Origin of the sequence: Agrobacterium sp. 22117 (genome assembly GCF_052045735.1) — a bacterium.
GTDB classification, from domain to species: domain Bacteria; phylum Pseudomonadota; class Alphaproteobacteria; order Rhizobiales; family Rhizobiaceae; genus Agrobacterium; species Agrobacterium cavarae.
In genome coordinates this window covers 188,274-212,989 of record NZ_JBQEPP010000003.1, presented here as the reverse complement: position 1 = coordinate 212,989, position 24,716 = coordinate 188,274, and the positions used below count along the sequence as shown (strand labels likewise).

The 24,716-nt window shown below is 58.0% G+C and carries 19 protein-coding genes; 10 read left to right on the top strand and 9 right to left on the bottom strand.

Annotated features, from left to right (window positions below):
- The first annotated feature begins 148 nt into the window (after positions 1-148).
- From topA to rpmG, 6 genes are all read left to right on the top strand, one after another.
- On the top strand, positions 149-2,839 hold the full coding sequence (gene topA / locus ACTJKV_RS09490; RefSeq protein WP_274103697.1) for a type I DNA topoisomerase: 2,691 nt from the start codon (positions 149-151) through the stop codon (positions 2,837-2,839).
- Positions 2,836-5,190: a ribonuclease R gene (gene rnr, locus ACTJKV_RS09485; RefSeq protein ID WP_274103698.1), complete on the top strand. Its 2,355-nt coding sequence runs from the start codon at positions 2,836-2,838 to the stop codon at positions 5,188-5,190. Before topA ends, rnr begins: the two co-directional genes overlap by 4 nt.
- Before the next feature lie 73 nt (positions 5,191-5,263).
- Entirely contained in the window at positions 5,264-5,698 is a 435-nt protein-coding gene (locus ACTJKV_RS09480) for a DUF983 domain-containing protein (protein WP_274103699.1), read from the top strand.
- Between the two features lie 6 nt (positions 5,699-5,704).
- A complete protein-coding gene (locus ACTJKV_RS09475; RefSeq protein WP_274103801.1) occupies positions 5,705-6,382 on the top strand; it encodes an NUDIX hydrolase in 678 nt (225 codons plus the stop codon).
- 9 nt (positions 6,383-6,391) lie between these two features.
- The gene (locus ACTJKV_RS09470) at positions 6,392-7,564 is read left to right on the top strand and encodes an MFS transporter (protein ID WP_274103700.1); all 1,173 of its coding nucleotides are present in this window, start codon (positions 6,392-6,394) and stop codon (positions 7,562-7,564) included.
- 89 nt (positions 7,565-7,653) lie between these two features.
- Entirely contained in the window at positions 7,654-7,821 is a 168-nt protein-coding gene (rpmG, locus tag ACTJKV_RS09465; RefSeq protein ID WP_003496403.1) for a 50S ribosomal protein L33, read from the top strand.
- 692 nt (positions 7,822-8,513) lie between these two features.
- Here the strand turns inward: rpmG and ACTJKV_RS09460 are convergent.
- Positions 8,514-9,881, bottom strand: a complete 1,368-nt coding sequence (locus ACTJKV_RS09460; RefSeq protein ID WP_112952412.1) for a PleD family two-component system response regulator — start codon at positions 9,879-9,881, stop codon at positions 8,514-8,516.
- Positions 9,882-9,899: 18 nt separating this feature from the next.
- Entirely contained in the window at positions 9,900-10,271 is a 372-nt protein-coding gene (locus ACTJKV_RS09455) for a response regulator (protein WP_062425520.1), read from the bottom strand.
- Between the two features lie 129 nt (positions 10,272-10,400).
- Here ACTJKV_RS09455 and ACTJKV_RS09450 point away from each other — a divergent pair, with 129 nt between their 5' ends.
- The 4 genes from ACTJKV_RS09450 to ACTJKV_RS09435 all read left to right on the top strand — a co-directional run bounded on the left by ACTJKV_RS09450 (position 10,401) and on the right by ACTJKV_RS09435 (position 13,893).
- Positions 10,401-10,709 carry a DUF3572 domain-containing protein gene (locus ACTJKV_RS09450; protein WP_062425521.1) on the top strand — a complete coding sequence of 103 codons (309 nt, stop codon included), beginning with the start codon at positions 10,401-10,403 and terminating at the stop codon, positions 10,707-10,709.
- 91 nt (positions 10,710-10,800) lie between these two features.
- Positions 10,801-12,075, top strand: a complete 1,275-nt coding sequence (locus tag ACTJKV_RS09445; RefSeq protein ID WP_440598631.1) for a DNA polymerase IV — start codon at positions 10,801-10,803, stop codon at positions 12,073-12,075.
- Positions 12,076-12,226: 151 nt separating this feature from the next.
- Positions 12,227-13,447, top strand: coding sequence for a L,D-transpeptidase family protein (locus ACTJKV_RS09440; protein WP_440598630.1), 1,221 nt, complete (start codon positions 12,227-12,229; stop codon positions 13,445-13,447).
- 155 nt (positions 13,448-13,602) lie between these two features.
- Positions 13,603-13,893, top strand: a complete 291-nt coding sequence (locus ACTJKV_RS09435) for a hypothetical protein (protein ID WP_440598629.1) — start codon at positions 13,603-13,605, stop codon at positions 13,891-13,893.
- Positions 13,894-14,032: 139 nt separating this feature from the next.
- Here ACTJKV_RS09435 and dnaE read toward each other — a convergent pair whose 3' ends face one another.
- The 7 genes from dnaE to ACTJKV_RS09400 all read right to left on the bottom strand — a co-directional run bounded on the left by dnaE (position 14,033) and on the right by ACTJKV_RS09400 (position 24,582).
- Positions 14,033-17,530 carry a DNA polymerase III subunit alpha gene (gene dnaE, locus ACTJKV_RS09430; protein WP_274103705.1) on the bottom strand — a complete coding sequence of 1,166 codons (3,498 nt, stop codon included), beginning with the start codon at positions 17,528-17,530 and terminating at the stop codon, positions 14,033-14,035.
- 464 nt (positions 17,531-17,994) lie between these two features.
- The gene (locus tag ACTJKV_RS09425; RefSeq protein ID WP_062437763.1) at positions 17,995-18,678 is read right to left on the bottom strand and encodes an ABC transporter ATP-binding protein; all 684 of its coding nucleotides are present in this window, start codon (positions 18,676-18,678) and stop codon (positions 17,995-17,997) included.
- Between the two features lie 15 nt (positions 18,679-18,693).
- The gene (locus ACTJKV_RS09420; protein ID WP_062437764.1) at positions 18,694-20,001 is read right to left on the bottom strand and encodes a lipoprotein-releasing ABC transporter permease subunit; all 1,308 of its coding nucleotides are present in this window, start codon (positions 19,999-20,001) and stop codon (positions 18,694-18,696) included.
- 20 nt (positions 20,002-20,021) lie between these two features.
- Positions 20,022-21,344 (bottom strand): proline--tRNA ligase, encoded by a 1,323-nt coding sequence (proS, locus tag ACTJKV_RS09415; protein ID WP_274103706.1) that lies wholly within the window; start codon positions 21,342-21,344, stop codon positions 20,022-20,024.
- 598 nt (positions 21,345-21,942) lie between these two features.
- Positions 21,943-22,212, bottom strand: a complete 270-nt coding sequence (locus tag ACTJKV_RS09410; RefSeq protein WP_062425528.1) for a DUF1467 family protein — start codon at positions 22,210-22,212, stop codon at positions 21,943-21,945.
- A gap of 193 nt (positions 22,213-22,405) precedes the next feature.
- A complete protein-coding gene (gene mce / locus ACTJKV_RS09405) occupies positions 22,406-22,810 on the bottom strand; it encodes a methylmalonyl-CoA epimerase (protein ID WP_274103707.1) in 405 nt (134 codons plus the stop codon).
- 104 nt (positions 22,811-22,914) lie between these two features.
- Entirely contained in the window at positions 22,915-24,582 is a 1,668-nt protein-coding gene (locus ACTJKV_RS09400) for a ribonuclease J (protein ID WP_274103708.1), read from the bottom strand.
- Positions 24,583-24,716 lie beyond the last annotated feature (134 nt).

The window sequence follows — 24,716 nt, the reverse complement described above, 5'->3', positions numbered from 1 at the left end:
AGTTGCATATGGGCATGAAGACAGAAAAACAGGCGTTCCCCCTTGACCGCAGCGCATTACCTGTCCATGTCGAAATAAAAGGAAGGCGTTGTTGCGTGCGGAATCAGCGACGATGCCGGTTAACGGACATGTTTCCAGAGAAAAAAATATGAATGTCGTCGTCGTAGAGTCTCCGGCAAAAGCCAAGACGATCAACAAGTATCTTGGCCCCGGCTATAAGGTTCTTGCATCGTTCGGCCACGTTCGGGATCTTCCCGCCAAGGATGGTTCTGTTCTTCCCGACCAGGATTTCGAAATGTCCTGGGAGGTCGATCCTGCCTCACAGAAACGCATGAAAGATATCGCCGATGCCGTAAAGGCGTCCGACGGCCTGTTTCTGGCAACCGACCCTGATCGCGAAGGTGAAGCGATTTCCTGGCACGTTCTCGATCTTCTAAAAAAGAAGAAGGTTCTGGGCGACAAGCCGGTCAAGCGCGTGGTGTTCAACGCCATTACCAAGAAGGCCGTTCTGGATGCGATGGCTGAGCCGCGCGACATCGACATTCCGCTCGTCGATGCCTATCTCGCCCGCCGCGCACTTGATTATCTGGTCGGCTTCAATCTCTCACCGGTTCTCTGGCGCAAGCTGCCTGGTGCCCGCTCGGCTGGACGTGTGCAGTCCGTGGCGCTCCGCCTGGTCTGCGACCGTGAATCGGAGATCGAGCGCTTCGTATCGGAAGAATACTGGAACATTTCAGCCCTTCTGAAGACACCGCGCGGTGACGAGTTCGAAGCAAAGCTCGTATCCGCAGACGGCAAGCGCCTGCAGGGCAAGTCCATCAAGACCGGTGACGATGCGACCCGGCTAAAGACGTTGCTCGAAGGCGCAAGCTATGGTGTCGAGACGGTCGAGGCAAAGCCCGTCAAGCGCAATCCCGGCCCGCCCTTCACCACCTCCACGCTGCAGCAGGCCGCGTCTTCGCGCCTCGGCTTCTCCGCCTCGCGGACCATGCAGGTGGCGCAAAGACTTTATGAGGGTATCGATATCGGTGGCGAGACCGTCGGTCTGATCACCTATATGCGTACCGACGGTGTGCAGATGGCGCCGGAAGCGATCGACGCCGCACGCAGCGCCATCGGCGACCAGTTCGGCGATCGCTACGTGCCGGAGAAGGCGCGTTTCTATTCGACCAAGGCCAAGAACGCCCAGGAAGCCCACGAGGCGATCCGCCCGACGGACTTCAATCGGTCGCCGGACAAGGTGAAGCGTTACCTCGATTCCGATCAGCTTCGTCTCTACGACCTTGTCTGGAAGCGCGGCATTGCAAGCCAGATGGCTTCGGCCGAGATCGAGCGCACAACGGTTGAAATCCTTGCCCAAAACAAGGGCGAGAAGGCCGGTCTTCGCGCCGTCGGCTCCGTCATCCGTTTCGATGGCTTTATTGCCGCCTATACGGACCAGAAGGAAGACGGCGAACAGAGCGACGATAGCGAAGACGGTGGACGTCTGCCGCAGATCAATGCCAGTGAGAACCTCGCCAAGCAGAAGATCAATGCGAGCCAGCACTTCACCGAGCCGCCGCCACGCTATTCCGAAGCATCGCTCATCAAGAAGATGGAAGAGCTCGGCATCGGTCGTCCTTCCACCTATGCCGCGACGCTGAAGACACTCAGCGACCGCGAATATATCGTCGTCGACAAGCGCAAGCTGATCCCGCATTCGCGCGGTCGGCTCGTGACGGCTTTCCTCGAAAGCTTCTTCACCCGCTATGTGGAATATGATTTCACGGCCGACCTGGAAGAGAAGCTCGACCGGATTTCGGCCGGCGAACTCGATTGGAAGCAGGTTCTCCGCGACTTCTGGAAGGACTTCTTCGCCCAGATCGAAGACACCAAGGAACTGCGCGTCACCAACGTACTCGACGCGTTGAACGAAGTGCTTGCACCGCTGGTGTTTCCCAAGCGCGAAGACGGCTCCGATCCGCGCATCTGCCAGGTCTGCGGTACCGGCAACCTGTCTCTGAAGCTCGGCAAATACGGTGCCTTCGTCGGTTGCTCGAACTATCCTGACTGCAACTATACCCGCCAGCTGACCTCGGATGGCGCGGAATCCGAAGCCGCAGCGCTGAACGAGCCGAAGGCGCTTGGCGCCGATCCGATGACGGGCGAAGAATTGACGCTCCGCTCCGGTCGCTTCGGGCCCTATATCCAGCGTGGCGACGGCAAGGAAGCCAAGCGCGCATCCCTGCCAAAGGGCTGGAAGCCTGAAGAAATCGATCATGAGAAGGCGCTGGCGCTGATCAACCTGCCGCGCGACATCGGCAAGCATCCGGAAACCGGCAAGATGATTTCGGCCGGCATAGGCCGCTATGGTCCCTTCCTGATGCATGATGGCGGCTACGCCAATCTGGAGAGCGTGGAAGACGTGTTCTCCATCGGCCTCAATCGCGCCGTGACGGTGATTGCCGAGAAGAAGGCAGCGCCCGGTCGTGGACGCTCCTCCACGCCTGCTGCGCTCAAGTCGCTTGGTGACCATCCCGATGGCGGCGCCATTACCGTTCGCGACGGCCGTTTTGGTCCCTATGTGAACTGGGGCAAGGTCAATGCGACGATCCCCAAGGCGCAAGCTCCCGATACGGTGACGCTGGACGAAGCGCTGGTGCTGATTGCAGAGCGCATTGCCAAGACCGGCGGCAAGCCGGTCAAGGCCAAGAAGGCTCCGGCAAAGAAGAAGACCGAAGGCGATGCAGACGCCAAGCCGACAAAGGCAAAAGCGGCAAGCAAGACCAAGGCTGCGGCCAAGCCTAAGGCAGCGGCAAAGCCCAAGACAGCAGCAAAAACCAAGAAGGCAGCATCGTGAGCAAGACACCGCGTCAGAAACAGAATTCCGCCAATGACGGTTTCGGACGCACCGCTCGCTCAAAGCGCGTGAACCAAGGCGAAGGCATCATCCATGGAGAAGTGCCTTCGCGCGAAGTGCTGCTGAAGTTCATTGCCGAACATCCGCAACAGGCCTCCAAACGCGAGATCGCCAAGGCTTTTGGCCTGAAGGGCGACAGCCGCGTGGTGCTGAAGGCGCTGTTGAAGGAACTTGAAGTTGACGGCATGGTGCAGAAGAACCGCAAGTCGCTGATGCGACCAGGCGGCCTGCCGCCTGTCACGGTTCTCGATATCACCACGCGTGACAAGGATGGCGAATTGATCGGCCGCCCTGCAGAGTGGCCGGAAGATCAGGGTGCGGCACCCGCCGTCCTTATCCGCCAGTCATCGCAGGACCGCGGCAAAAAAGGACCGGCGGCCGGTTTGAATGACCGTGTGCTTGCCAAGATTTTCCCCTCCAAGGATCGTGCCGGGCCGGCCTATACCGCCCGCGTCATCAAGCTTATTGATCGCCGCCAAAATGCGCTGATCGGTGTCTTCAAGGAAAACCCGGGCGGCGGTGGTCGTTTGATGCCGGTGGACCGGCGCGGCGAAGAACTGGTGATCGACCCCGATGGCGTCAACGATGCCAAGGATGGCGATCTGATCGAAGTCGAAGTCTCGCGCAACAGCGGGCGCTACGGTCTGAAGCGCGCCAGTGTGCTTTCCGTCATCGGCTCGGTCGCGTCGGAAAAAGCCATTTCGATGATCGCGATCTACGGGCACGGCATCCCGCATATCTTCCCGCAGGATGTTCTTGCAGAAGCCGATAAGGCGAAGCCCGCCAGCATGGCGCATCGGGAAGACTGGCGCGATCTGCCGCTCATCACCATCGACCCGGCGGACGCCAAGGACCATGACGATGCCGTCTATGCGGAGCCCGATCCGTCGCCGGACAACCCCGATGGCGTGATCGTCACCGTTGCGATTGCCGATGTCTCTTACTACGTGCGCTCGGGTGCGCCGCTCGATCGCGAAGCGCTTAAGCGCGGCAACTCCGTCTACTTCCCCGACCGCGTCGTCCCGATGCTGCCGGAACGGATTTCCAACGATCTCTGCTCACTGAAGGAAGGTGTCGATCGCCCTGCCCTTGCGGTGCGCATGGTGTTTTCGAAGGAAGGCCGCAAGGCGTCTCACACCTTCCATCGCATCATGATGAAGAGTGCGGCCAAGCTCTCCTATCAGCAGGCGCAGGCGGCCATCGATGGCAAGCCTGATGACAAGACCGGCCCGATGCTTGAGCCGATCCTGAAGCCTCTCTGGCATGCCTATGAGGTGATGAAGCGTGGTCGCGACCGTCGCCAGCCGCTCGAACTCGACATGCCCGAGCGCAAGATTCTGCTGCGTGCCGACGGCACCGTGGACAAGGTCATCATTCCCGAACGTCTCGACGCCCATAAGTTGATCGAAGAAATGATGATCCAGGCCAACGTCGCAGCCGCAGAAACGTTGGAAAAGAAGAAACAGCCGCTCGTCTACCGCATTCATGATGCCCCCACGCTTGCCAAACAGGAGACGCTGCGTGAATTCCTCGCGACGCTTGGTATCTCCATGGCCAAGGGCGGAGAGGTTCGCGCCAATTCCTTCAACGGAATTCTGGCACGCGCGCAAGACACTGAACATCAGATCATGGTCAACGAGATGGTGTTGCGCTCCCAGAGCCAGGCGATCTACAGCCCCGAGAATATCGGGCACTTCGGTCTGAACCTGATGAAGTACGCCCACTTCACCTCCCCCATTCGCCGTTATGCCGACCTGATCGTCCATCGTGCGCTCGTCGGGTCTCTGGGACTTGGCGAAGGCGGCATCACGCCACAGGAAGAGGCCACGCTCGACGATATCGCCGCCGAAATTTCCACCTTCGAGCGCCGCGCGATGGCGGCCGAACGCGACACGATCAACCGTCTGATCGCCCACCATCTTTCCGAGCGCGTGGGAGAAGAGTTTGAAGGGCGCATCGGGGGTGTCACCAAGGCGGGACTATTTGTCGCGCTTCCGCAATTTGGCGCAGACGGCTTCGTTCCTATATCTACGATTGGGACCGACTACTTCATCTATGACGAAGCGCATCAGGCACTGACGGGTGAGAAGACCGGTCTCGGCTTCCAGCTTGGCGACACGGTTCAGGTTCGTCTGGCAGAAGCCGTACCGCTGGCAGGCGCGCTCCGCTTTGAGATGTTGAGCGAGGGGCGCAAGATGCCCACAGCAACACGATCCTTCCACAAGACGGCGCGCCGGGGTGGGGGGCGCACGGCGACACCGGGAACGAGGCCGCCGCGCAGGAAACGCTGAACGAGCTTCGTAGCGAGATCGAGCAGGATCTTGCAGCGATGCTTCAGCGCCGCAATCATTTGGAGGAACGGTCATGAGCGAGACGCAGACAGTGCACTATGGCGGCGAGAAGCAGGAACGTCCGCTGGGACGCTCGATCATGCGCGGCATCTCGTGCCGATGCCCCGCCTGCGGCACCGGTCGGTTGTTCAAGGCCTGGCTGAAGCCGGTGGATCAATGCGCCGCCTGCGGCGAAGACCTCCATCACCAGCGATCTGACGATCTGCCGCCCTATATCTCGATCATGATTCTCGGACACGTGGCGGTGGGCGGCTTTTTGATGACTGACCTGATCCTCATGGTGCCAATGTGGGTGCATTTTGCCATCTGGGTGCCGATCACGATTCTCGTGGCCTTGCTGACGATCCAGCCGATCAAGGGTGGCGTCATTGGCCTGCAATGGGCGCTAAGGATGCACGGCTTCAGCAATGAGCCTGAGAAGACGCAGATTGACGGGTCATCACACTGACAGGCGATCACTCCCTTGCCTGCTGAATCCCAAGCTGAAAAATCACCCTACCTGCGTCCGAGGGATGCGGCCTGCCTGATCCTGGTCGATCGTTCGAACGGCTCTCCACGTGTGCTCGTCGGCAAGCGCAGCAGCGGCCACGTCTTCATGCCGGACGTCTATGTGTTTCCCGGTGGCCGGCGCGACCCACGCGATCACGCCCTGCCCTTTGGTGTCGACCTTGATCCTCTCGTTATCGACAAGCTCAGGCGCTCTGCCTCGCGTGTCATGACGGTTGCAGGGGCTCGGGCCTTGGCTCTGGCGGCAGTGCGCGAATTGGAAGAAGAGACGGGGCTTTGCTTTCGAACCGAGCGCGCGCGACAGGGACCGGACCTCTCACCACTGCGTTATGTCGCGCGTGCGATCACGCCGCCGGGGCGCATCAGGCGATTCGACACGCGATTCTTTTTCTGCTTCACCGACGACGTCGGCATTGAGCCGGCAAATATAAAAGACTCTGCCGAGCTGCAAGACCTTCAATGGCTTGACATGCGCGACAGTTCCGGTGTGAACATGGCGGCGATTACACGGATGGTTCTCGAAGATGTCACAAACTTCATGATAGGTGATCAGCCACTACAATTTGAAAGCCGGGTGCGACTTTACTTCGAGCGTCGCGGCACATTCATTCGCGGCTTTCTGTAAAAGGTCTCCATGTCACATCCCAACTGCGACGCCGACAATATCCACTGGCCATCGCTTATTGCCGCCATATCCGCCATCAGCGCCGTGGGCATCGCCATCGGCCTCGGATTGCCGCTCTTGAGCCTCATCCTCGAGCGTCGGGGCATTTCGTCCAGCATGATCGGATTGAACTCTGCCATGGCCGGTGTCGCTGCCATGATTGCAGCGCCCATCACCAGCAAGCTTGCGCATGACTTCGGCGTTGCCAGGACCATGTTGACGGCGGTGGTCATCTCCTCCGTCAGCGCCATGGGCTTTTATTATGCGGCAGACTTTTGGATGTGGTTTCCGCTCAGAATCGTCTTTCATGGCGCGACGACCACGCTTTTCATCCTGTCGGAATTCTGGATCAATGCCGCAGCGCCGCCGCGCAAACGCGGGCTCGTGCTTGGCGTATATGCGACAGGGCTCGCAGTCGGCTTTGCGGTCGGACCCCTCCTGTTTTCCACCGTAGGAAGTGAGGGCATCACACCGTTTCTCGTCGGCTGTGCCATCATCCTCCTGGCTGCAATTCCGATTTTTCTGGCGCGCAAGGAAAGCCCTGCGCTGGACGAAAAACCGGCCCACCATTTCGTACGGTATATCTGGCTTGTGCCCATGGCCTCTGCTGCCGCCTTCGTTTTCGGCGCGGTACAGGCCGGTGGGCTCTCGCTCTTCCCGATCTATGCCACGCGTGAAGGCTTTAATGAATCGCAAGCAGCGCTTCTCCTGACCGTCATGGCAATCGGCAACATGACCTTCCAGATCCCGATCGGCCTGCTCTCCGACCGCATCACCAATCGCCGTCTGCTGCTTGGCGTCATGGCCTTTATCGGTCTTTGCGGCACGCTCGCGCTGCCGCTCCTCGTCAACAACTGGATATTGGTCGCGGTACTGCTGCTACTGTGGGGCGGCCTCGTCTCGGGCATGTATACGGTCGGACTAACGCACCTCGGTTCGCGACTCACTGGGTCCGACCTTGTGGCGGCCAATGCGGCCTTCATATTCTGCTATGCGACGGGCACGATTGCCGGTCCACAGACGGTTGGTATTGCGATGGATATCTCCGGAAGCCACGGCTTTGCCTGGGCATTGGCGCTGTTTTTCGGCTTCTATGTCGTTCTTTCCATTGGGCGTTCGGTTTTCGGCTCAAAACAGACTTGACTTTTCGGGCGCGATCCGTAGTTTCGCGCCAGATTTAGCCGGGATCGAACAGGTCCGCGGCTCACTTACTTGTTAAAGGCAGGACGACCATGGCGAAAGCTACAACAATCAAGATCAAGCTGCTGTCGACGGCCGACACAGGTACTTTCTACGTCACCACGAAGAACAGCCGTACATTCACGGACAAGATGACGAAGACCAAGTACGACCCGGTCGTTCGCAAGCACGTCGAATTCAAGGAAACCAAGATCAAGTAATCAACTTGATTTTCTCCTTAAAGAACGCGCCCTTGAGGCGCGTTTTTTGGTTTTGGGCGGTCGTTTAAAAACTCGACCTAGAGCCTGTCGCGATCTTTCGGAGTCGCTCCTTACGCTTCAGGTCATTGTTTTGTCGCATGCCCTTATCGCAAAACCGCTGCTCAGTTTTGCCTGGACCATTCTTTAAGTGCGAACGTATTTTCAGGCCGATCCTAGAATGCGAGACCTGGACACGGCTGCCGGACGCGTCAAGAGAAGCCGCGCAACGCAGACGGTCGAGTTATACTACGTGTAACTTGAGAGATCGTGATGGCGTGGGGTCGGCCGGGATAACCGCGATAGCACGAGGAACCATCAATTGGCATCGCCGGCCGACCGACCCCAAGACCCAGGAGATGCGGCGGACCTGAGCATCAAGGGGTATTTCGTGCACGGCTCCCTTGAAAATAGAACCGAGCGGTCTGTTAAAGTGCTAGTGCCTTCTATCAACTGATATGTCGGCATAAAGTTATTTGTATGAACAAAGTTTCGCTCAAGACGCCTAAAAGTTCAACACTTTATTAAGGTGCAGCCATTCTTGCTTTGAAATATGGTTAAGTGTGCCATGCCGGGACAGAGACGCAAAGCCAGCTTAGCCGCAGCAACGCGCTACTGACGAAGCATCAAGGGTCGATCAATCTCTGGAACTTTACTCAGGCTGCGGCAGCAACGACGCGGTTTCGGCCGCTTCTCTTCGCCTCATAGAGTGCCCGATCTGCCTGTCGCATCAACTGCTCCGGACTTTCGACGCCCGTTGCATTCGAAGCGATACCGAGCGACGCGGTAATCTTCAAGGATTGCCCGGAGCGCAGCACAAAAACGGTATCCTCAATGATCGAGCGCAGGGACTCGGCCACCACCGAGGCAGCCTCCACCGAGGTGTCCGGCATCACCACCACGAACTCTTCACCGCCGTAACGGCAGGCCAGATCCGCACCGCGCACCGTGGAGCGCAACCGGGCGGCAAACTCCTGCAGCACCTCGTCGCCGGCCTCGTGGCCGTAGAGATCATTGACCTGCTTGAAGCGGTCGATATCCGTCATGCAGACGGACAGATGACGGCCTCGGAGGGCCGCACGGTTGAACAAGGTCTTTAGATGAAGATCGAGATAGCGGCGGTTGTTGAGGCCGGTGAGCCCATCGATAACCGCAAGCTCCATGGTCTGAGCCAGATTCTCGCGCAGCCTGTCATTGAAGCGCTTGCGCTTGATCTGCGAAAGCGTGCGCGCCACCAGCTCATTGGGATCGATCGGACGAATGATGTAATCATTGACGCCGAGATCCAGCGCCCGGACCACCATGGCATCATCGTTCTGCTCGGTGATGATCAGAAGCGGCAGGAAACGCGTTCGCTCGAGCGAGCGCAACTGCGAACAAAGCCTTAGAGGATCGCAGTCATCGAAGTTGGAATTGATGATGACGAGGTCATAGGCGTTTTCCGCGGCCTCGAAAATAACGTTGGCAGGATCGCTCCAAGCGATCACCTCGCCAACCGGCTTCAATGCCTTGACGATACGCTCCTGCGAGCTGGCCCTGCCATCGACAAGGAGAACGCGACCAGGCTTTTCGATATGGCCGTCGACCCCGATCGATTCCTGGATGCCCATGGTTTCTGCGGTCATCATACGACCGCGCAGCTCGTCGCTCATGGTCTTGAGACGCGCAAGGCTCTTGACCCTCGAAATGAGTTGGAGGTCGTTCACGGGCTTTGTCAGAAAATCATCCGCGCCAGCCTTCAATCCTCGGACGCGATCGGCCGGCTGATCGAGCGCCGTGACCATGACGACGGGAATGTGGGCTGTCGCCGGGTTTGCCTTCAGCCGCTCGCAGACCTCGAAGCCATCCATTTCCGGCATCATGATATCGAGAAGAATGACATCGACCTGACCATCCGCGCAGATTGCCAGCGCATCACGGCCATTATCGGCGCAGACGACGTCGAAGTATTCGGCCAGCAAACGGGCTTCCAGAAACTTCACATTGGCTACAATGTCATCGACGACCAGGATTCTAGCAGTCATTCGGTCGCCCCTATTACCTTAAGCATCGCCCAAATATGTCTTGATCGTCTCGATAAACTTCGGAACAGATATTGGCTTGGAAACATAAGCTTCGCAACCACCTTGGCGGATGCGCTCTTCGTCTCCCTTCATAGCAAAGGCTGTGACGGCAATCACGGGAATCACATGAAGTTCGTCATCTTCCTTGAGCCATCGGGTGACTTCAAGTCCAGATACTTCCGGTAGTTGAATATCCATAAGAATAAGGTCGGGTCTATGCTTACGAGCAAGCTCAAGGGCTTCCATACCATTGCGTGTCTGTATGGTCGTGTAACCGGATGCCTCAATCAGATCACGAAAGAGCTTCATGTTCAGCTCATTGTCTTCAACTATCATGACCTGTTTGGGCATGGCGGCAGTCCTTGTTACGCTTTGAAACCGTCCGCCTGACATATAAGTTGCCGAAGAACCGATTCCATTATCCCCTGTTGAGGGAGGTTAAAGCGATTTGGTTGAAAAATAGGTAACTTCCGGCAAGAAATGCGGTGTGAGATGAAATACGGCAAACCAGTCGTCAAAGACCCCGAAGAAACCGTTGCCGCCATTCTCGGATGGTTGGCAAACGAACCGGATATTCTCGCCCGCTTTCTGGCGCTCTCCGGACTGCAGCCAAACATGCTACGCGCGGCCATACAAGACACCGGCTTTCTGGCAGGGCTTACGGATTTCATCATGAACCACGAGCCAGACCTCATGGCTTTTTGTGAAGCCTCCGGGTTCAAGCCGGAAGACGTGCAGGCCGCGTGGCATAAATATTCCGGCCCCGGTCTCGATTCCGGGGTCTACTGAGATGTATAGCATCAAGTCGTGCTCTTGAGCGACTTCTGATTTACCACTATGGTCATGGTCGTTCTCTTTTTGTTTCTTGGCCATGGCTGCAATGTCGAACGACCATCCCGGTTTCTGTCGTGACTGTCTGGCTGGCCAGCCGGAGGGAACAAAACGATGCCGTCAGTGCGGCAGCCCCCGCCTCCTCTACCATGATGAACTCTACGATCTCAGCATCGCCCATATCGATTGCGATGCCTTCTACGCCTCGGTGGAGAAACGCGACAATCCGGATCTCATCGACAAGCCGCTGATTATCGGTGGCGGCAAGCGTGGCGTCGTTTCCACGGCATGCTACATCGCCCGCATCCATGGCGTTCGCTCCGCCATGCCGATGTTCAAGGCGCTCGAAGCCTGCCCGGACGCAGTGGTCATCAAGCCGAATATGGAGAAGTACAGCCAGGTCGGGCGCCAGGTCCGAATGATGATGCAGGATCTGACGCCACTGGTGCAGCCGATTTCGATCGATGAGGCCTTTCTTGATCTATCCGGTACCGAGCGACTGCACCACGATCCGCCGGCACGGGTGCTGGCGCAGTTTGCACGCCGGGTGGAAAAGGAAATAGGCATCACGGTTTCCGTCGGCCTCTCCTATTGCAAGTTTCTGGCAAAGGTCGCGTCCGACCTGCAAAAGCCCCGCGGCTTCTCTGTGATCGGTGAAAGGGAGGCCACCCGTTTTCTTGCGACGCGTCCTGTCACCACCATCTGGGGCGTCGGCAAGGCCTTTGCGGCCACGCTGGAGGCCGACGGCATTCGCATGATCTCCCAGTTGCAGGAGATGGAGGAAACGGACCTGATGCGCCGTTACGGCACGATGGGGCAGCGTCTCTATCGGCTTTCGCGCGGCATCGATGACCGTGAGGTTCACACCAATGATCCGGCAAAAAGCGTTTCCGCCGAGACGACCTTCTTCAACGACATCTCACGCTATGAAGATCTCGTGCCTGTCTTGCGCTCCCTGTCCGAGAAGGTCGCGTGGAGGCTGAAAAAGAATGCCACAGCCGGGCAGACCGTGGTGTTGAAGATGAAGACCGCGGACTTCAAGTCCCGCACGCGTAACAAGAGGCTGGAAGATCCGACCCAACTGGCAGACCGAATTTTTCGGACAGGCCTTTCGCTTCTGGAAAGAGAAACGGACGGCACGAAATTTCGCCTGATCGGCATTGGCGTGACCGATCTGTGCGATCCGGCCCAAGCGGATCCTCCCGATCTTGTAGACAAAACGGCTGGCAGAAGGGCCGCAGCGGAAGCGGCGATGGACAAGCTGAGAGAAAAGTTCGGCAAGGGCACGGTGGAAACCGGCTATACATTCGGCGCGAAAAAATGAGTGATCACACGGCTTCGTGACCGCATTTAAAAGCTTCCTTAAATAGCCAAGCCTATGCTTGGCCTTCTGACTGGCGCGGTTTCAAGCGCGCCGTAAGTCTCCCTTGCCGCTGCCTCCTTGGCGGCATGTTGTGTATCGCGTTGGAGCAAACATGATGTTGCGTAGCTTTGTGGGAGCCTGTCTCCTTTCCACCTCCGTTCTCGTGCAAGCGGCAATCGCCGGTGATGCGCGCAGTCTGCAGGTCGTCGTCTCGAAGAACGACCAGTCGCTGTCCCTTTATGAAGACGGAGAGGTCGTCGCCACATCGCGCGTATCCACAGGCAAGTCCGGCCACGAGACGCCGAGCGGCATCTTCTCGATTCTGGATAAGCGCAAATATCACGAGTCGAATATCTATTCTGCGGCCCCCATGCCGTTCATGCAGCGGCTGACCTGGTCCGGCATCGCCCTGCATGAGGGAAATGTCCCGAATTATCCGGCATCGCATGGCTGCATTCGCCTGCCCGCAAAATTCGCAAAGTCGCTTTACGGCATGACGAGCCGCGGCGTTCACGTGATCATTTCGAGCGCGGATGTCTCTCTGCAGCGCATCGACCACCCCACCCTTCTTCAACCCAAGGCAGCTGACGAAGGCCGTCTGCTTTCCGATATCGAGATGCGGCCTGCCACCTTCGATGCGTCGCTGAAGCTGGTGGAAGTCGCAGTCAATGAGAAGACCAGCTCCGTTCCCGCCGAGGCCACATCCAAGGTGACAGGTGCGCCACTGCGGATTTTGATTACCCGGCGTGGCGAACGGGAGAAGATCATGGATGTTCAGCGTCTGTTGACCAGCATCGGCTTTGACGCAGGTGTGGCCGATGGCTATTCGGGTCAGATGACGATCAATGCCGTCAACGGCTACAAGCGCTGGAAGGGCATCAAGACCACCGGCCCCCTCGTCACCGACGAGTTCCTCGACGCGCTTTATGCATCCACAGGCGCCGATGCACCGCCCAATGGGCAACTCATGGTGCGACAGAACTTCAAACCGCTCTTCGAAGCGCCGATCCACATCAAAGACCCGCAGGTGGCGCTCGGTACGCATTTCTTCGAAGTCATCGACATTGAAGGCGACAGAGCGGAGTGGAACGGACTGACACTGGAAAACCACATCCCAATTGCCGCACGAAAGCGTCTCGGGATCGACGTCGCGGATGCCCCAGGCGGTTATGATCAGTTGCGCGCGGTGCTTGATCGTATCGACATTCCGGCAGACGTTCGTGGACGACTTGAGGAGCAGCTTGCTGTCGGAAGCTCTATCACCGTTTCCGATCTCAGCCACGGCTTGGAAACCGGTCAAGGCACTGACTTCGTCACCATCACGCGCGACTGAGGCTTCGATACAGAAAGCAGTGCTGGTATCTGGGCATCGCGCCTCTCAAGGATCGGTGCCGACCTCGGGCCGACGATACCGGCGCGGCCGCGCAAGGAACAACTGCGTCGCGTTAACGTTTAAAGGCTCATCAAGCCTGTTTGGGGAGCCTGCCTATGAACGTGAAATATCTTGGCGCCGCTGTCGTCGCGCTTGCCTGTGTGTCTGCTGCTGAAGCACCGAAAAATTACAGCGTCTACGGTGGCCCGGCCGTCGATAGCGACCCCGTCATCCTGAACGTCTTCCACCACGCGCTTGCACGATGCAACGTCGAGGCGAGCGTGCCACCACGCGGCACGACATTCACCAATTCCTATTATCATAACGCGGCTTTACGCGCCTGCCTCTCGCGCCACGGCTTCATCGATAACGGTGCTTACGCCTACCCGGCAAACAGCCTGTTCTAAAGCTTCACAATCTTTCAGATACGTGCCTTACGCTTGAGCTCTTCGCTTTATCGTACGTCGTTCTCGCGGAACCGCTGCAGAGGCTCACGCAACATACAATAATCGTGGTGCGGGTGAACCATGTTCGCCCGCCCATCAATCATACAAGCTCGACGTCCACCACACCGGGAGCCGAGCGAAGCGCGGCTGCGATCTCCGGTGAGATGCGGTATTTCTCCGTCAGTTCAACTTCGATCTCGCGCTGCCCATCATCTTTGATAACGACGAAATAAACCGAGCCATCGCCCTTGGCATTCAGGTGTCGCGCAACGGTTTTCAGAGGACCGGAATCGCGCACATAGACGCGGAGCGCCTTCTGCATCTGAACGGATTTCTCCTCAAGCGACTGGGCTGTCTGGATGCGCAGACCGATCCCCTCGGGCCGCTCTTCCGCCTGAACTGTAATGACCAACGACTTGCCGACTTCGAGCAGGTCGCGATATTGCCCAAGCCCTTCTGAAAACAGAACGGCCTCATACTGACCCGACGCATCCGAAAAGGTCACGATACCCATCTTGTTACCGGTGCGGGTCTTGCGTTCCTGCTTGCCGGTGACCGTGCCGGCGAGGCGTCCAACAGTTGCCCCCTGCTTCACCGCCGCGGAGAAATCGGCAAAGCTTTGCACCCGAAGCTTGTCGAGCACGGCGCGATAGGTGTCGAGCGGATGGGCCGTGAGATAGAAGCCAAGCACTTGATACTCACGCAGTAGCTTTTCCGAGGCGAGCCAGGGCTGATAGGCAGGCAGCACCAGCTTTTCCGGCCCAGTCGCGGCCCCTGAGCCGAACATGTCGTGCTGGCCGGTGACTCGGCTTTCCTGCGCACGCTGGGAATATCCGATGATACGATCGAGGCCGCCGATCAGTTCGGAACGATCTCTGCCGAAGCTATCGAAGGCACCGGCATTGATCAGGCTTTCCAGAACGCGGCGGTTGACCTGCTTCGGATCGATCCGCTGGCAGAAATCCTCGAGGCTGGCGAAAGGTTTGTCGCCGCGCACCTCAACGATGTGATCGACCGCACCTTCACCGACGCCCTTCAAGGCAGCCAGCGAATAATAGATGCGGTTCTCACCGGTTTCGAAACGCCGGAAGGATGTCTGTACGGAAGGCGCGACGATCTCGATCCCCATACGCGCCGCATCCTGGCGGAAGTCGTTGACCTTTTCGGTGTTCGCCATATCGAGCGTCATCGACGCAGCGAGGAATTCCACCGGGTAATGCGCCTTCATATAGGCGGTCTGGTAGGAGACGATCGCATAGGCCGCGGCGTGAGACTTGTTGAAGCCGTAATTGGCGAACTTGGCCAGAAGATCGAAGATCGTGTCGGACTGGGCCTTGGACACATTGTTGCGGATCGCACCTTCAACGAAGCGCTCGCGCTGCTTGTCCATTTCCTCCTTGATCTTCTTGCCCATGGCGCGGCGCAAAAGATCGGCTTCGCCGAGCGAATAGCCGGACAGAACCTGGGCGATCTGCATCACCTGTTCCTGGTAGACGATAACGCCCTGCGTCTCCTTCAGGAGGTGGTCGATCGTCGGATGGATCGACTCGATTTCTTCTTCGCCGTGCTTGCGGGCATTATAGACCGGGATGTTCTCCATAGGGCCCGGGCGGTAGAGCGCCACGAGCGCGATAATGTCCTCGATGCAGTCTGGACGCATGCCGATCAGCGCCTTGCGCATGCCGGCGCTTTCCACCTGGAAGACGCCGATGGTCTCGCCACGCGATAGCATCTCATACGTCTTTTGATCATCCAGCGGAATGGCTGCAAGATCGACATGGATGCCACGCTTGGCAACGAAGTCGACCGCGACCTTCAGCACCGTCAGGGTTTTGAGGCCGAGAAAGTCGAACTTGACGAGACCGGCGCTTTCAACCCATTTCATGTTGAATTGAGTGACCGGCATATCGGAGCGCGGATCGCGGTACATCGGGACAAGCTTCGACAGCGGGCGGTCGCCGATGACGATACCGGCGGCGTGGGTCGAGGCGTGGCGATAAAGACCTTCGATCTTCTGGGCAATATCCAGGAGCCGCGCGACGACCGGTTCCTTGTCCGCCTCTTCCTGAAGACGTGGCTCTTCTTCGATGGCCTTGGAGAGAGGGGTGGGGTTGGCCGGATTGTTCGGCACAAGCTTACAGATGCGGTCCACCTGGCCATAAGGCATTTCCAGCACGCGGCCCACGTCACGCAAGGCTGCGCGTGCCTGGAGCGAACCGAAGGTGATGATCTGCGCCACCTGCTCACGCCCATACTTGCGCTGAACATAGCGGATCACCTCTTCGCGGCGATCCTGGCAGAAGTCGATATCGAAGTCGGGCATCGACACGCGTTCCGGGTTGAGGAAGCGTTCGAAGAGCAGCGAGAAGCGTAGCGGATCGACATCGGTAATCGTCAGCGCATAGGCGACCAGCGATCCCGCACCCGAACCACGACCAGGGCCGACCGGAATATCATGCTGCTTTGCCCATTTGATGAAGTCGGCAACGATCAGGAAGTAGCCGGGAAACTTCATGCGCTCGATAACGCTGAGTTCGAAATCCAGACGATCCCGATACTCCTGCTCGGTGTAGCCAGGGGCCATACCGAGAGCGGCAAGGCGCATATCCAGCCCTTCGACAGCCTGGCGTCGCAACTCCAGTGACTCGGCGCGTTCTGCCTCTTCCGGGTCGTCACTCGCACCGGTAAAGCGCGGCAGAATGGGGCCACGCTTTTTCAAGACGTAGGAGCAGCGCTGGGCGATCTCGACGGTATTTTCGATTGCCTCGGGAATGTCCTTGAAGAGCGCCACCATCTCGTCGCGGCTCTTCAGATAATGGTCAGGCGTCAGACGGAAACGGCTGTCATCCGAAACCATGGCGTTGTGCGCTACCGCCATCAGAGCGTCGTGCGCCTCATAATCTGACCTGGATGGAAAGAAGGCCTCGTTGGTTGCGACGAGTGGAATGTCGTGCTCGTAAGCAAGCGCAATCATGCGACGTTCATGGGCACGGTCAAAATTGCCCTGGCGCTGCAACTCGATATAGAGCCGATCCCCGAATATGTCCTTCAGCGCAAGAAGCCGGCTCTTTGCCTGAGCCGCATGTCCTTCTCTCAGTGCCATATCGACAGGGCCGCCGGACGCGCCTGTCAATGCGATCAATCCAGCATTGCTGGCCTCCTCCAGCCAAGACTTGGCAATGTTGACGGCGTGACCACTGCCCTCGCCATCGAGATAGGCACGGCTAATCAGATCCACCAGGCGCTCATAGCCCTCCGCATCTGCGGCAAGCAGCACGATGGAAGGAAGCTTGGAGAGGTTGTTGCCGCCTCTCCTGTCCTCGACGGCATCTTGCATGTCGATGGAAAGCTGGCACCCTATGATCGGCTGCAGCCCCTCTTCTCGCGCCTTCTCTGAGAATTCCAGCGCAACGAAAAGATTGTTGGTGTCCGTGATGGCGATGGCAGGCTGTGAATCGCCGACAGCCTTCGCCATGATCTTTTTAAGGGGAAGCGCGCCCTCGAGCAGGGAATAGGCGGAATGAACACGCAAGTGCACAAAGCCGGGAGATTTCAAGAGCATGCCCGAGTGGTTTTGCTCCGTAAGATGATCGCCCATTGTGCTGCATTCCCGTCATTCTGAATCGGGCTGATTTTGATCCCTTCGAGCAGCAAAGTCCACCGGCAAAGGATGCCTGTGCACCGCTATCGCCGGAAAGACCAAAGGGTCTCAAGTCACATGGATGTGAGGATTACAGAGAAGCTCGCAACAAAGAGAGCGATGGAGGCAAAGGCGGCAAGGTCACGGATAAAATCGGTCATTTGTCTCTCCTTACTTGTTATGTTCCAACTTTGTTCTCATTTTGTTTCCGTGTCAACAGCTTTTTTGGGCTGGCATATTGCCAACGTAATGCGACTCAATCCGGTTCCTTAGTTCCGCCTCAAGCGAATCAACGCATAAACAAAACCCCGCCTGGCGGGCCAGACGGGGTTGATGGGGATAAGGGCACTTAAAACGCCGTGCGTTCTATCAGACGCACAAGGGACCCTTCACATTTTTGGATCAACGCATCGTGCGATCGATCAGAACTCGACGATCTTGCCTTCGGACAGCGTCACGCGGCGATCCATGCGTGCTGCTAGATCGTGATTATGAGTCGCGATGAGGGCCGCAAGGCCCGACTGGCGCACCAGCGCTTCCAAGGCATCGAAAACGTAGGAAGCGGTCTCGGGGTCGAGATTGCCGGTCGGTTCATCTGCCAGAAGCAGAAGCGGCGCGTTGGCAACGGCTCTTGCAATCGCCACGCGCTGCTGTTCACCGCCGGACAGTTCCGCCGGACGATGATCGCCTCTGTGGCCGATGCGCATATAATCCAGCAACGCCTTGGCCCGCACCTGTGCTTCCTTCGGCGCGAGACCGGCGATCATCTGTGGCATCATGATATTCTCAAGTGCCGAGAACTCCGGAAGCAGATGGTGAAACTGGTAGACGAAGCCGATATCGCTGCGGCGAATGGAAGTGCGCTCCTCATCGGAAAGCGTACCGCAGGGCTTGCCACTGATGAACACCTCGCCCGCGTCCGGATGCTCCAGCAGTCCCGCCAGATGCAGCAGCGTCGACTTGCCCGTGCCAGATGGCGCGACAAGCGCGACGATCTCGCCGCTTCTCAATTCGAAATTCGCGTCTTTCAGAATGGAAAGGCTCGTTTCGCCCTGACCATAGGTCCGTTCCACGCCGGTAAGCTGTAGAGCCATTTTCTTTGCCATGGTGTGAAGCGGGTCCTATTCGTATCTCAGGGCCTGGACGGGGTCGAGCTTCGACGCACGCCAGGCGGGGAAGATCGTTGCCAGGAAGGACAGGGTTAGCGCCATGACGATGACGGTGATCGTTTCGCTCAAATCCATCTCCGCCGGCAGCTGGCTCAGGAAATAGAGCTGCGGATCAAAGAGAACGGTTCCGGTAATCCAGGAGAAGAACTGGCGAATCGATTCCACATTCAGACAGACGAGAACGCCAAGCGCCACACCCGCAAATGTGCCGACGATGCCGATCGCAGCCCCGGTCATGAAGAAGATACGCATGACAGCGCCGGAGGTTGCCCCCATGGTGCGCAGAATAGCGATGTCGCTGCCCTTGTCCTTCACCAGCATGATGAGGCCGGAAATGATGTTGAGCGCGGCGACCAGAACGATCAGCGTCAGGATCATGAACATGACGTTGCGCTCCACCTGAAGCGCTGAGAAGAAGGTCTGGTTGCGCTGTCTCCAGTCGGTGATATAGACCTGCCGCCCCGCCGCTGTTTCCACCAGCGGACGAATGCTATCGACATCGTCGGGATGGCTGACGAAGAGCTCGATGGATTGGACGATGCCCTCGGAATTGAAATAGAGCTGCGCTTCGGTAAGCGGCATGTAGATCATCGACGCGTCATATTCAGACATACCAATCTCGAAGACACCGGAGATTGGGTAGGACTTTACCCGCGGATTGACACCCATGGGCGTCACGTCACCTTCCGGTGAAATGAGGGTGATCTGATCTCCCACCGTCACGCCGAGCTGTGCGGCGAGCCTCGAGCCGACCAGAACACCCTGCCCCGACATAAAGCCGACGAGATCGCCGGCTTTGACGTTGCTGGATATCTCCTTGATCTTTTCGAGATCTTCCGGACGCACGCCACGCACCAGAGCACCGCTGCCTGCGCCGTTGCGTCCGGAGGCCAGCGTCTGGCCTTCCACGAGCGGCAAGGCCATCGTCACGCCGGGAATAGCGCCAAACTTCTTCGCCAGTTCATCGTAATTGTTGAAGGGCTGATCGATCGGCTGAACGATCATGTGACCGTTGATGCCGAGAATTCGGGAGATCAGTTCGGTGCGGAAACCGTTCATCACCGCCATGACGATGATCAGCGTCGCCACACCCAGCATGATGCCAACGAACGAGAAGCCTGCGATGACCGATATGAAGGCTTCCTTGCGGCGCGAACGCAGGTAGCGCCAGGCCACCATGCGTTCGAAAGCCGAAAACGGCCGTGCCGCCCCATCCTTCACGGATGCAACTGCACCGTTGTCAGCCTCGGCTTTTGCCATGTCCACTCCTTGTCGGCTTTTCAGCCGAGAACCCTGTTCATTGCCGCTTCGACCGTGACGTTCTCACGTGCGCCCGTCTTGCGGTCCTTCACCTCGACTTCACCGGCAGCAATGCTGCGCGGTCCGACGATGATCTGCATAGGTACGCCGATGAGATCGGCCGTCGCGAACTTCTGACCTGCGCGGTCGTCGGTATCGTCGTAGAGAACATCCTTGCCAGCGTTGGACAGCGAGTAATAGAGCTTCTCGCATGCCGCGTCGCAGGCTGCATCGCCAGCCTTCATGTTGATGATGACGACATCGAAAGGAGCAACCGACGCCGGCCAGATGATTCCGTTCTCGTCATGCGAGGCTTCAATGATGGCAGGAACAAGGCGTGTCGGACCAATGCCATAGGATCCCATGTGGACGGGATGTTCCCTGCCATCGGGACCCTGAACCTTGGCACCCATCGGCTCAGAATACTTCGTGCCGAAATAGAAGATGTGGCCCACTTCGATACCGCGCGCGGAAAGACGATCGCCCTCGGGGATCGCGTCGAAGGCAGCCTCGTCGTGCATCTCCGAGGTTGCGGCATAGTCCGCGGTCCATGTATCGAAAATGCCCTGCAGACCAGCAACGTCATCGAAATTGGTGTCGTCGCCGGGAATGCCCTGCTCCAGGAAGCTCTTGTGGCAGAAGACTTCCGATTCACCCGTATCGGCCAGAATGATGAATTCGTGGCTGTGGTTGCCACCGATCGGGCCGGTATCGGCGCGCATCGGAATGGCGCGCAGGCCAAGGCGAGAGAAGGTACGCAGATAGGCAGCGAACATCTTGTTATAGGAATGGATCGCAGCTTCCTTCGTCAGGTCGAAGGAATAGGCATCCTTCATCAGGAACTCGCGCGAGCGCATCGTGCCGAAACGCGGGCGCACTTCGTCGCGGAACTTCAGCTGGATATGATAGAGGTTCAGCGGCAGGTTCTTGTAGGACTTCACGTAGGAGCGGAAGATGTCAGTGATCATCTCCTCATTCGTCGGGCCGTAGAGCATCTGACGGTCCTGGCGGTCCTTGATGCGCAGCATCTCCTTGCCGTAGTCGTCATAACGACCGCTTTCCTGCCAAAGCTCCGCCGATTGCAACGTCGGCATCAGAAGCTCGATCGCGCCGGAACGGTCCTGCTCTTCCCGGATAATGCGGTTCACCTTGTCCATCACGCGCTTGCCGAGCGGCAGCCAGGAGTAGATGCCCTGGCTCTGCTGACGGATCATGCCCGCACGCAGCATGAGGCGGTGAGAGACGATTTCAGCTTCCTTGGGATTTTCCTTCAGGATGGGCAAAAAATAACGGCTGAGACGCATGACTATGTCCTGAGTGCGACGACTCGCCATCTACCGGGAATCGTCAGAATTAAAGGATATTTGCGCCGTACATAACCGTTTCTCCTGCAGAAGGAAACCCGCACGATCGGCGCCCCAAAAACACCATTCACATCCGCGTGAGAACAGGACGTTCGCTCCTGAACGGTTTCAGGAGAAATAATTTTGCTGGGCACCTGCGACATAATGTTCATGAGGAAATTTTTTGCTGACTGTAACAAAAATGCAAAAAACGTGGTGACAAGGTGGAATCTTTGGGCTAGTTTTAGCTCACAAAAGAGGCAGGGAGTTTAAATTTCTGCCGTCTTCGCGGTCAGTCTTGGGAGGATGAGATCTTAGGCGCGCTTGTTCGCAGCCCCGGAAACGGAAACAGATCACGCGAAACTGAAAAACAAGGCTTAATCGCCTTGTTTTTTTTTGCCCTGAAATCGATTGTCTTTCAGTGGGTTGGCGGAAGACAGCTCATCCATCGGCGTCCCGCTTGTGGCTTCTACGCGAATCACCGTCCAACCAAATGCAACATTCTTATGACAGACGGTGACGCCGCAGCGGGTGGGCGCGGCCCGTTCACCTGCTCAACTCAGTCATAAACCGGGATAATACGGGGCAGATCATCGAGGCTAACGCCGAAGTACCAGGTGGCGCCGTACCAAATCGCGCAGAGCAATATCGAGATCAGCGTGGTGGCGATCAGGATTTTCGCACCCTGGAAACGCGTTGGCGCGCTTGCCACGGTTCCCAGCGCCACGTCACCGTCTTCCATTTGCGTTCTGAGCCCAATCGGCAGCACGACAAACAGAACCGTCCACCAGACGATGAAAAAAACGGCAACAACCGACAGCCACTGCATGTAGACCTCCCCGAGCAGAACCCGCATCTCTTGTCTCATTCAAGGCTTGGAGAAGCGCAAGAAACAGACAGAGCAGCGGCAAACGATTCCTACAGCATCGGTCCAAAAATCGGAATCGATTTTCGGAAAGCACGATGTTTAGATCAAAGCAGATAGCATACTTTGTGCGTCCAAGGAGACACGCGGCCCGCGATCAAATCTCTTCCAACTCCACCAGCGTGCCGCAGAAGTCCTTCGGATGGAGGAAGAGGACAGGTTTTCCATGGGCGCCGATCTTCGGCTCCCCATCGCCAAGTACGCGTGCGCCGGCGCCTTTCAAACTGTCGCGTGCGGAGATGATGTCCTCCACCTCGTAACAGATATGATGCATGCCGCCGGACGAATTCTTTTCGAGAAAAGCCGCGATCGGGGAGTTGCCATCCAGTGGCTCAAGCAGTTCGACCTTGCTGTTTGGCAGGTTGACGAACACCACCCTCACCCCGTGGTCCGGCAGGGTCTGCACTTGCGAGACCGCAGCACCGAGCACATCGCGATAGGTGGCAGTCGCTGCCGCGAGGTCGGGCACTGCAATGGCGATGTGGTTGATCCGTCCAAGCATGGTCATCCTCCCAATTTCTCAGCCGAACATAGCGACATATCGCGCAGAACGAAGCGTCTTCCGGTACTGCACCTATGCTGATACGTGCAGTACCGAACCTATCGTCAAATCTTCGTCACGAATACCGTGACGATCGGCTTTTTGCCCCAGGTCTGGTTGGCGGCAGCACGAACGGCCCGGCGGACCGCTTCGCGCAACAGTTCCAGATCCTTGCGGCGTGCGCGCGGGATGCTTTCAATGGCGCCGAGAACGGCGTCATAGAGCGTGTCCTCCATTGCCTCGCCCTCGTCGTCGAATTCAGGCAGACCGAAGGGTACGACATCCGGATCGCCATGGAAGTCGTAACGGCTGTCCAGAACGACATTGACCGAGACGTGACCAGCAAAGGAGAGCTTGCGGCGGTCACCGATGCCCATTTCTTCGAAATCGCCAACCAGACGGCCGTCCTTGAAGACGCGGCCATGCGGAGCATCGTCGATGACTTCGGCAGGGCCAGGCGCCAGACGCAGGACGTTGCCGTTGCGGACCTTGGGGACCTGCTTGATACCGGCCTGCTCAGCCAGTTCCTTCTGCGCCACGAGATGCGCTGCTTCGCCATGCACCGGCACGAGGATTTGCGGCTTGGTCCACTCATACATGCGCAGCAGCTCGTTGCGGCGGGGGTGGCCGGAAACGTGCACCAGAGCTTCATTGTCGGTGATGATGTGGATGCCCTGTTCGATCAGACCGTTCTTGATATCGAGAATGGCCTTTTCGTTGCCAGGGATGGCGCGCGAGGAAAAGACCACCGTGTCGCCCTTGGCGAGCGCCACATTACGCATCTCATCGCGTGACAGTTTTGCAAGTGCCGCACGCGGCTCACCCTGCGAGCCGGTGAGAATGACCACCACCTTGTCGCGGGGAATATAACCATACTCATCTTCGGCCAGGAACGGCTTGATGCCTTCCATGATGCCGAGATCCTGCGAGACGTTGACGACACGCTTCAGCGACGAGCCGAGCAGCAGCACTTCGCGACCCGCGCGCTCCGCAGCCTGGGCGATCGAGCGGATACGGCCGACATTGGACGAGAAAGTGGTGATCGCCACGCGCCCTTCGGCATTCTCAATGATCTGGCGCAGCCCCTCGGAAACCTGTTCCTCCGACGGAGATACACCATCGCGCACAGCATTGGTGCTGTCACAAAGAAGCGCCAGAACGCCTTCCTCGCCAACGGCGCGGAAGCGTGCCTCATCTGTCAGCGGCCCAAGCGACGGCGCGTCATCGATCTTCCAGTCGCCTGTGTGAACGACATTGCCAAGCGGCGTGCGGATGACGAGCGACATGGGTTCGGGGATCGAGTGGTTGACGCCGATGGCCTCGATCTCGAACGGGCCGAGATTGATGCGATCGCCCGCCTTGAATGGCGAGATCGGGATCTCGGCGCGCGTGCCCTCATAGTTACGCTTGGCTTCCAGCATGCCCGCGGTGAAGCCCGACGCATAGACCGGGACGTTGAGGCCAGGCCAGAGATCGTTCAGCGCGCCGTAATGGTCCTCATGGGCATGGGTGATGATGATACCCTTGAGGTTCTGTCGCTGCGCCTCGATGAAGCGGATATCGGGCAGAACAAGATCGACGCCGGGCAGATCGAGGCCCGCGAAGGTGACGCCGCAATCCACCATGATCCATTGCCGCTTCGCGGCAGGACCATAACCATAGAGCGCCAGATTCATGCCGATTTCGCCGACGCCACCAAGCGGCAGGAAGACCAGTTCGTCTTGTTGAGACATGTCATTATCCAATCTGCAACAGGCAATGGCCGCGCGCTTGCGCCACGCTCCACCATTGCCTTAAACCGCGCCGGACTTGATGAAACGCCGAGATGCCGGGCCGACGCGGACCGGATGGACGCCCTGATTCTACG

Bases quoted from the DNA above. Each gene is read 5' to 3' on its own strand.
- ACTJKV_RS09470 (WP_274103700.1), top strand. From the start codon at position 6,392: ATGTCACATCCCAACTGCGACGCCGACAATATCCACTGGCCATCGCTT.
- ACTJKV_RS09450 (WP_062425521.1), top strand. From the start codon at position 10,401: ATGCGGTGTGAGATGAAATACGGCAAACCAGTCGTCAAAGACCCCGAA.
- ACTJKV_RS09455 (WP_062425520.1), bottom strand. From the start codon at position 10,271: ATGCCCAAACAGGTCATGATAGTTGAAGACAATGAGCTGAACATGAAG.
- topA (WP_274103697.1), top strand. From the start codon at position 149: ATGAATGTCGTCGTCGTAGAGTCTCCGGCAAAAGCCAAGACGATCAAC.
- ACTJKV_RS09445 (WP_440598631.1), top strand. From the start codon at position 10,801: ATGTCGAACGACCATCCCGGTTTCTGTCGTGACTGTCTGGCTGGCCAG.
- ACTJKV_RS09425 (WP_062437763.1), bottom strand. From the start codon at position 18,678: ATGGCAAAGAAAATGGCTCTACAGCTTACCGGCGTGGAACGGACCTAT.
- mce (WP_274103707.1), bottom strand. From the start codon at position 22,810: ATGCTTGGACGGATCAACCACATCGCCATTGCAGTGCCCGACCTCGCG.
- ACTJKV_RS09440 (WP_440598630.1), top strand. From the start codon at position 12,227: ATGATGTTGCGTAGCTTTGTGGGAGCCTGTCTCCTTTCCACCTCCGTT.
- rpmG (WP_003496403.1), top strand. From the start codon at position 7,654: ATGGCGAAAGCTACAACAATCAAGATCAAGCTGCTGTCGACGGCCGAC.
- ACTJKV_RS09460 (WP_112952412.1), bottom strand. From the start codon at position 9,881: ATGACTGCTAGAATCCTGGTCGTCGATGACATTGTAGCCAATGTGAAG.
- dnaE (WP_274103705.1), bottom strand. From the start codon at position 17,530: ATGGGCGATCATCTTACGGAGCAAAACCACTCGGGCATGCTCTTGAAA.
- ACTJKV_RS09480 (WP_274103699.1), top strand. From the start codon at position 5,264: ATGAGCGAGACGCAGACAGTGCACTATGGCGGCGAGAAGCAGGAACGT.
- ACTJKV_RS09400 (WP_274103708.1), bottom strand. From the start codon at position 24,582: ATGTCTCAACAAGACGAACTGGTCTTCCTGCCGCTTGGTGGCGTCGGC.
- ACTJKV_RS09435 (WP_440598629.1), top strand. From the start codon at position 13,603: ATGAACGTGAAATATCTTGGCGCCGCTGTCGTCGCGCTTGCCTGTGTG.
- ACTJKV_RS09410 (WP_062425528.1), bottom strand. From the start codon at position 22,212: ATGCAGTGGCTGTCGGTTGTTGCCGTTTTTTTCATCGTCTGGTGGACG.
- proS (WP_274103706.1), bottom strand. From the start codon at position 21,344: ATGCGTCTCAGCCGTTATTTTTTGCCCATCCTGAAGGAAAATCCCAAG.
- ACTJKV_RS09420 (WP_062437764.1), bottom strand. From the start codon at position 20,001: ATGGCAAAAGCCGAGGCTGACAACGGTGCAGTTGCATCCGTGAAGGAT.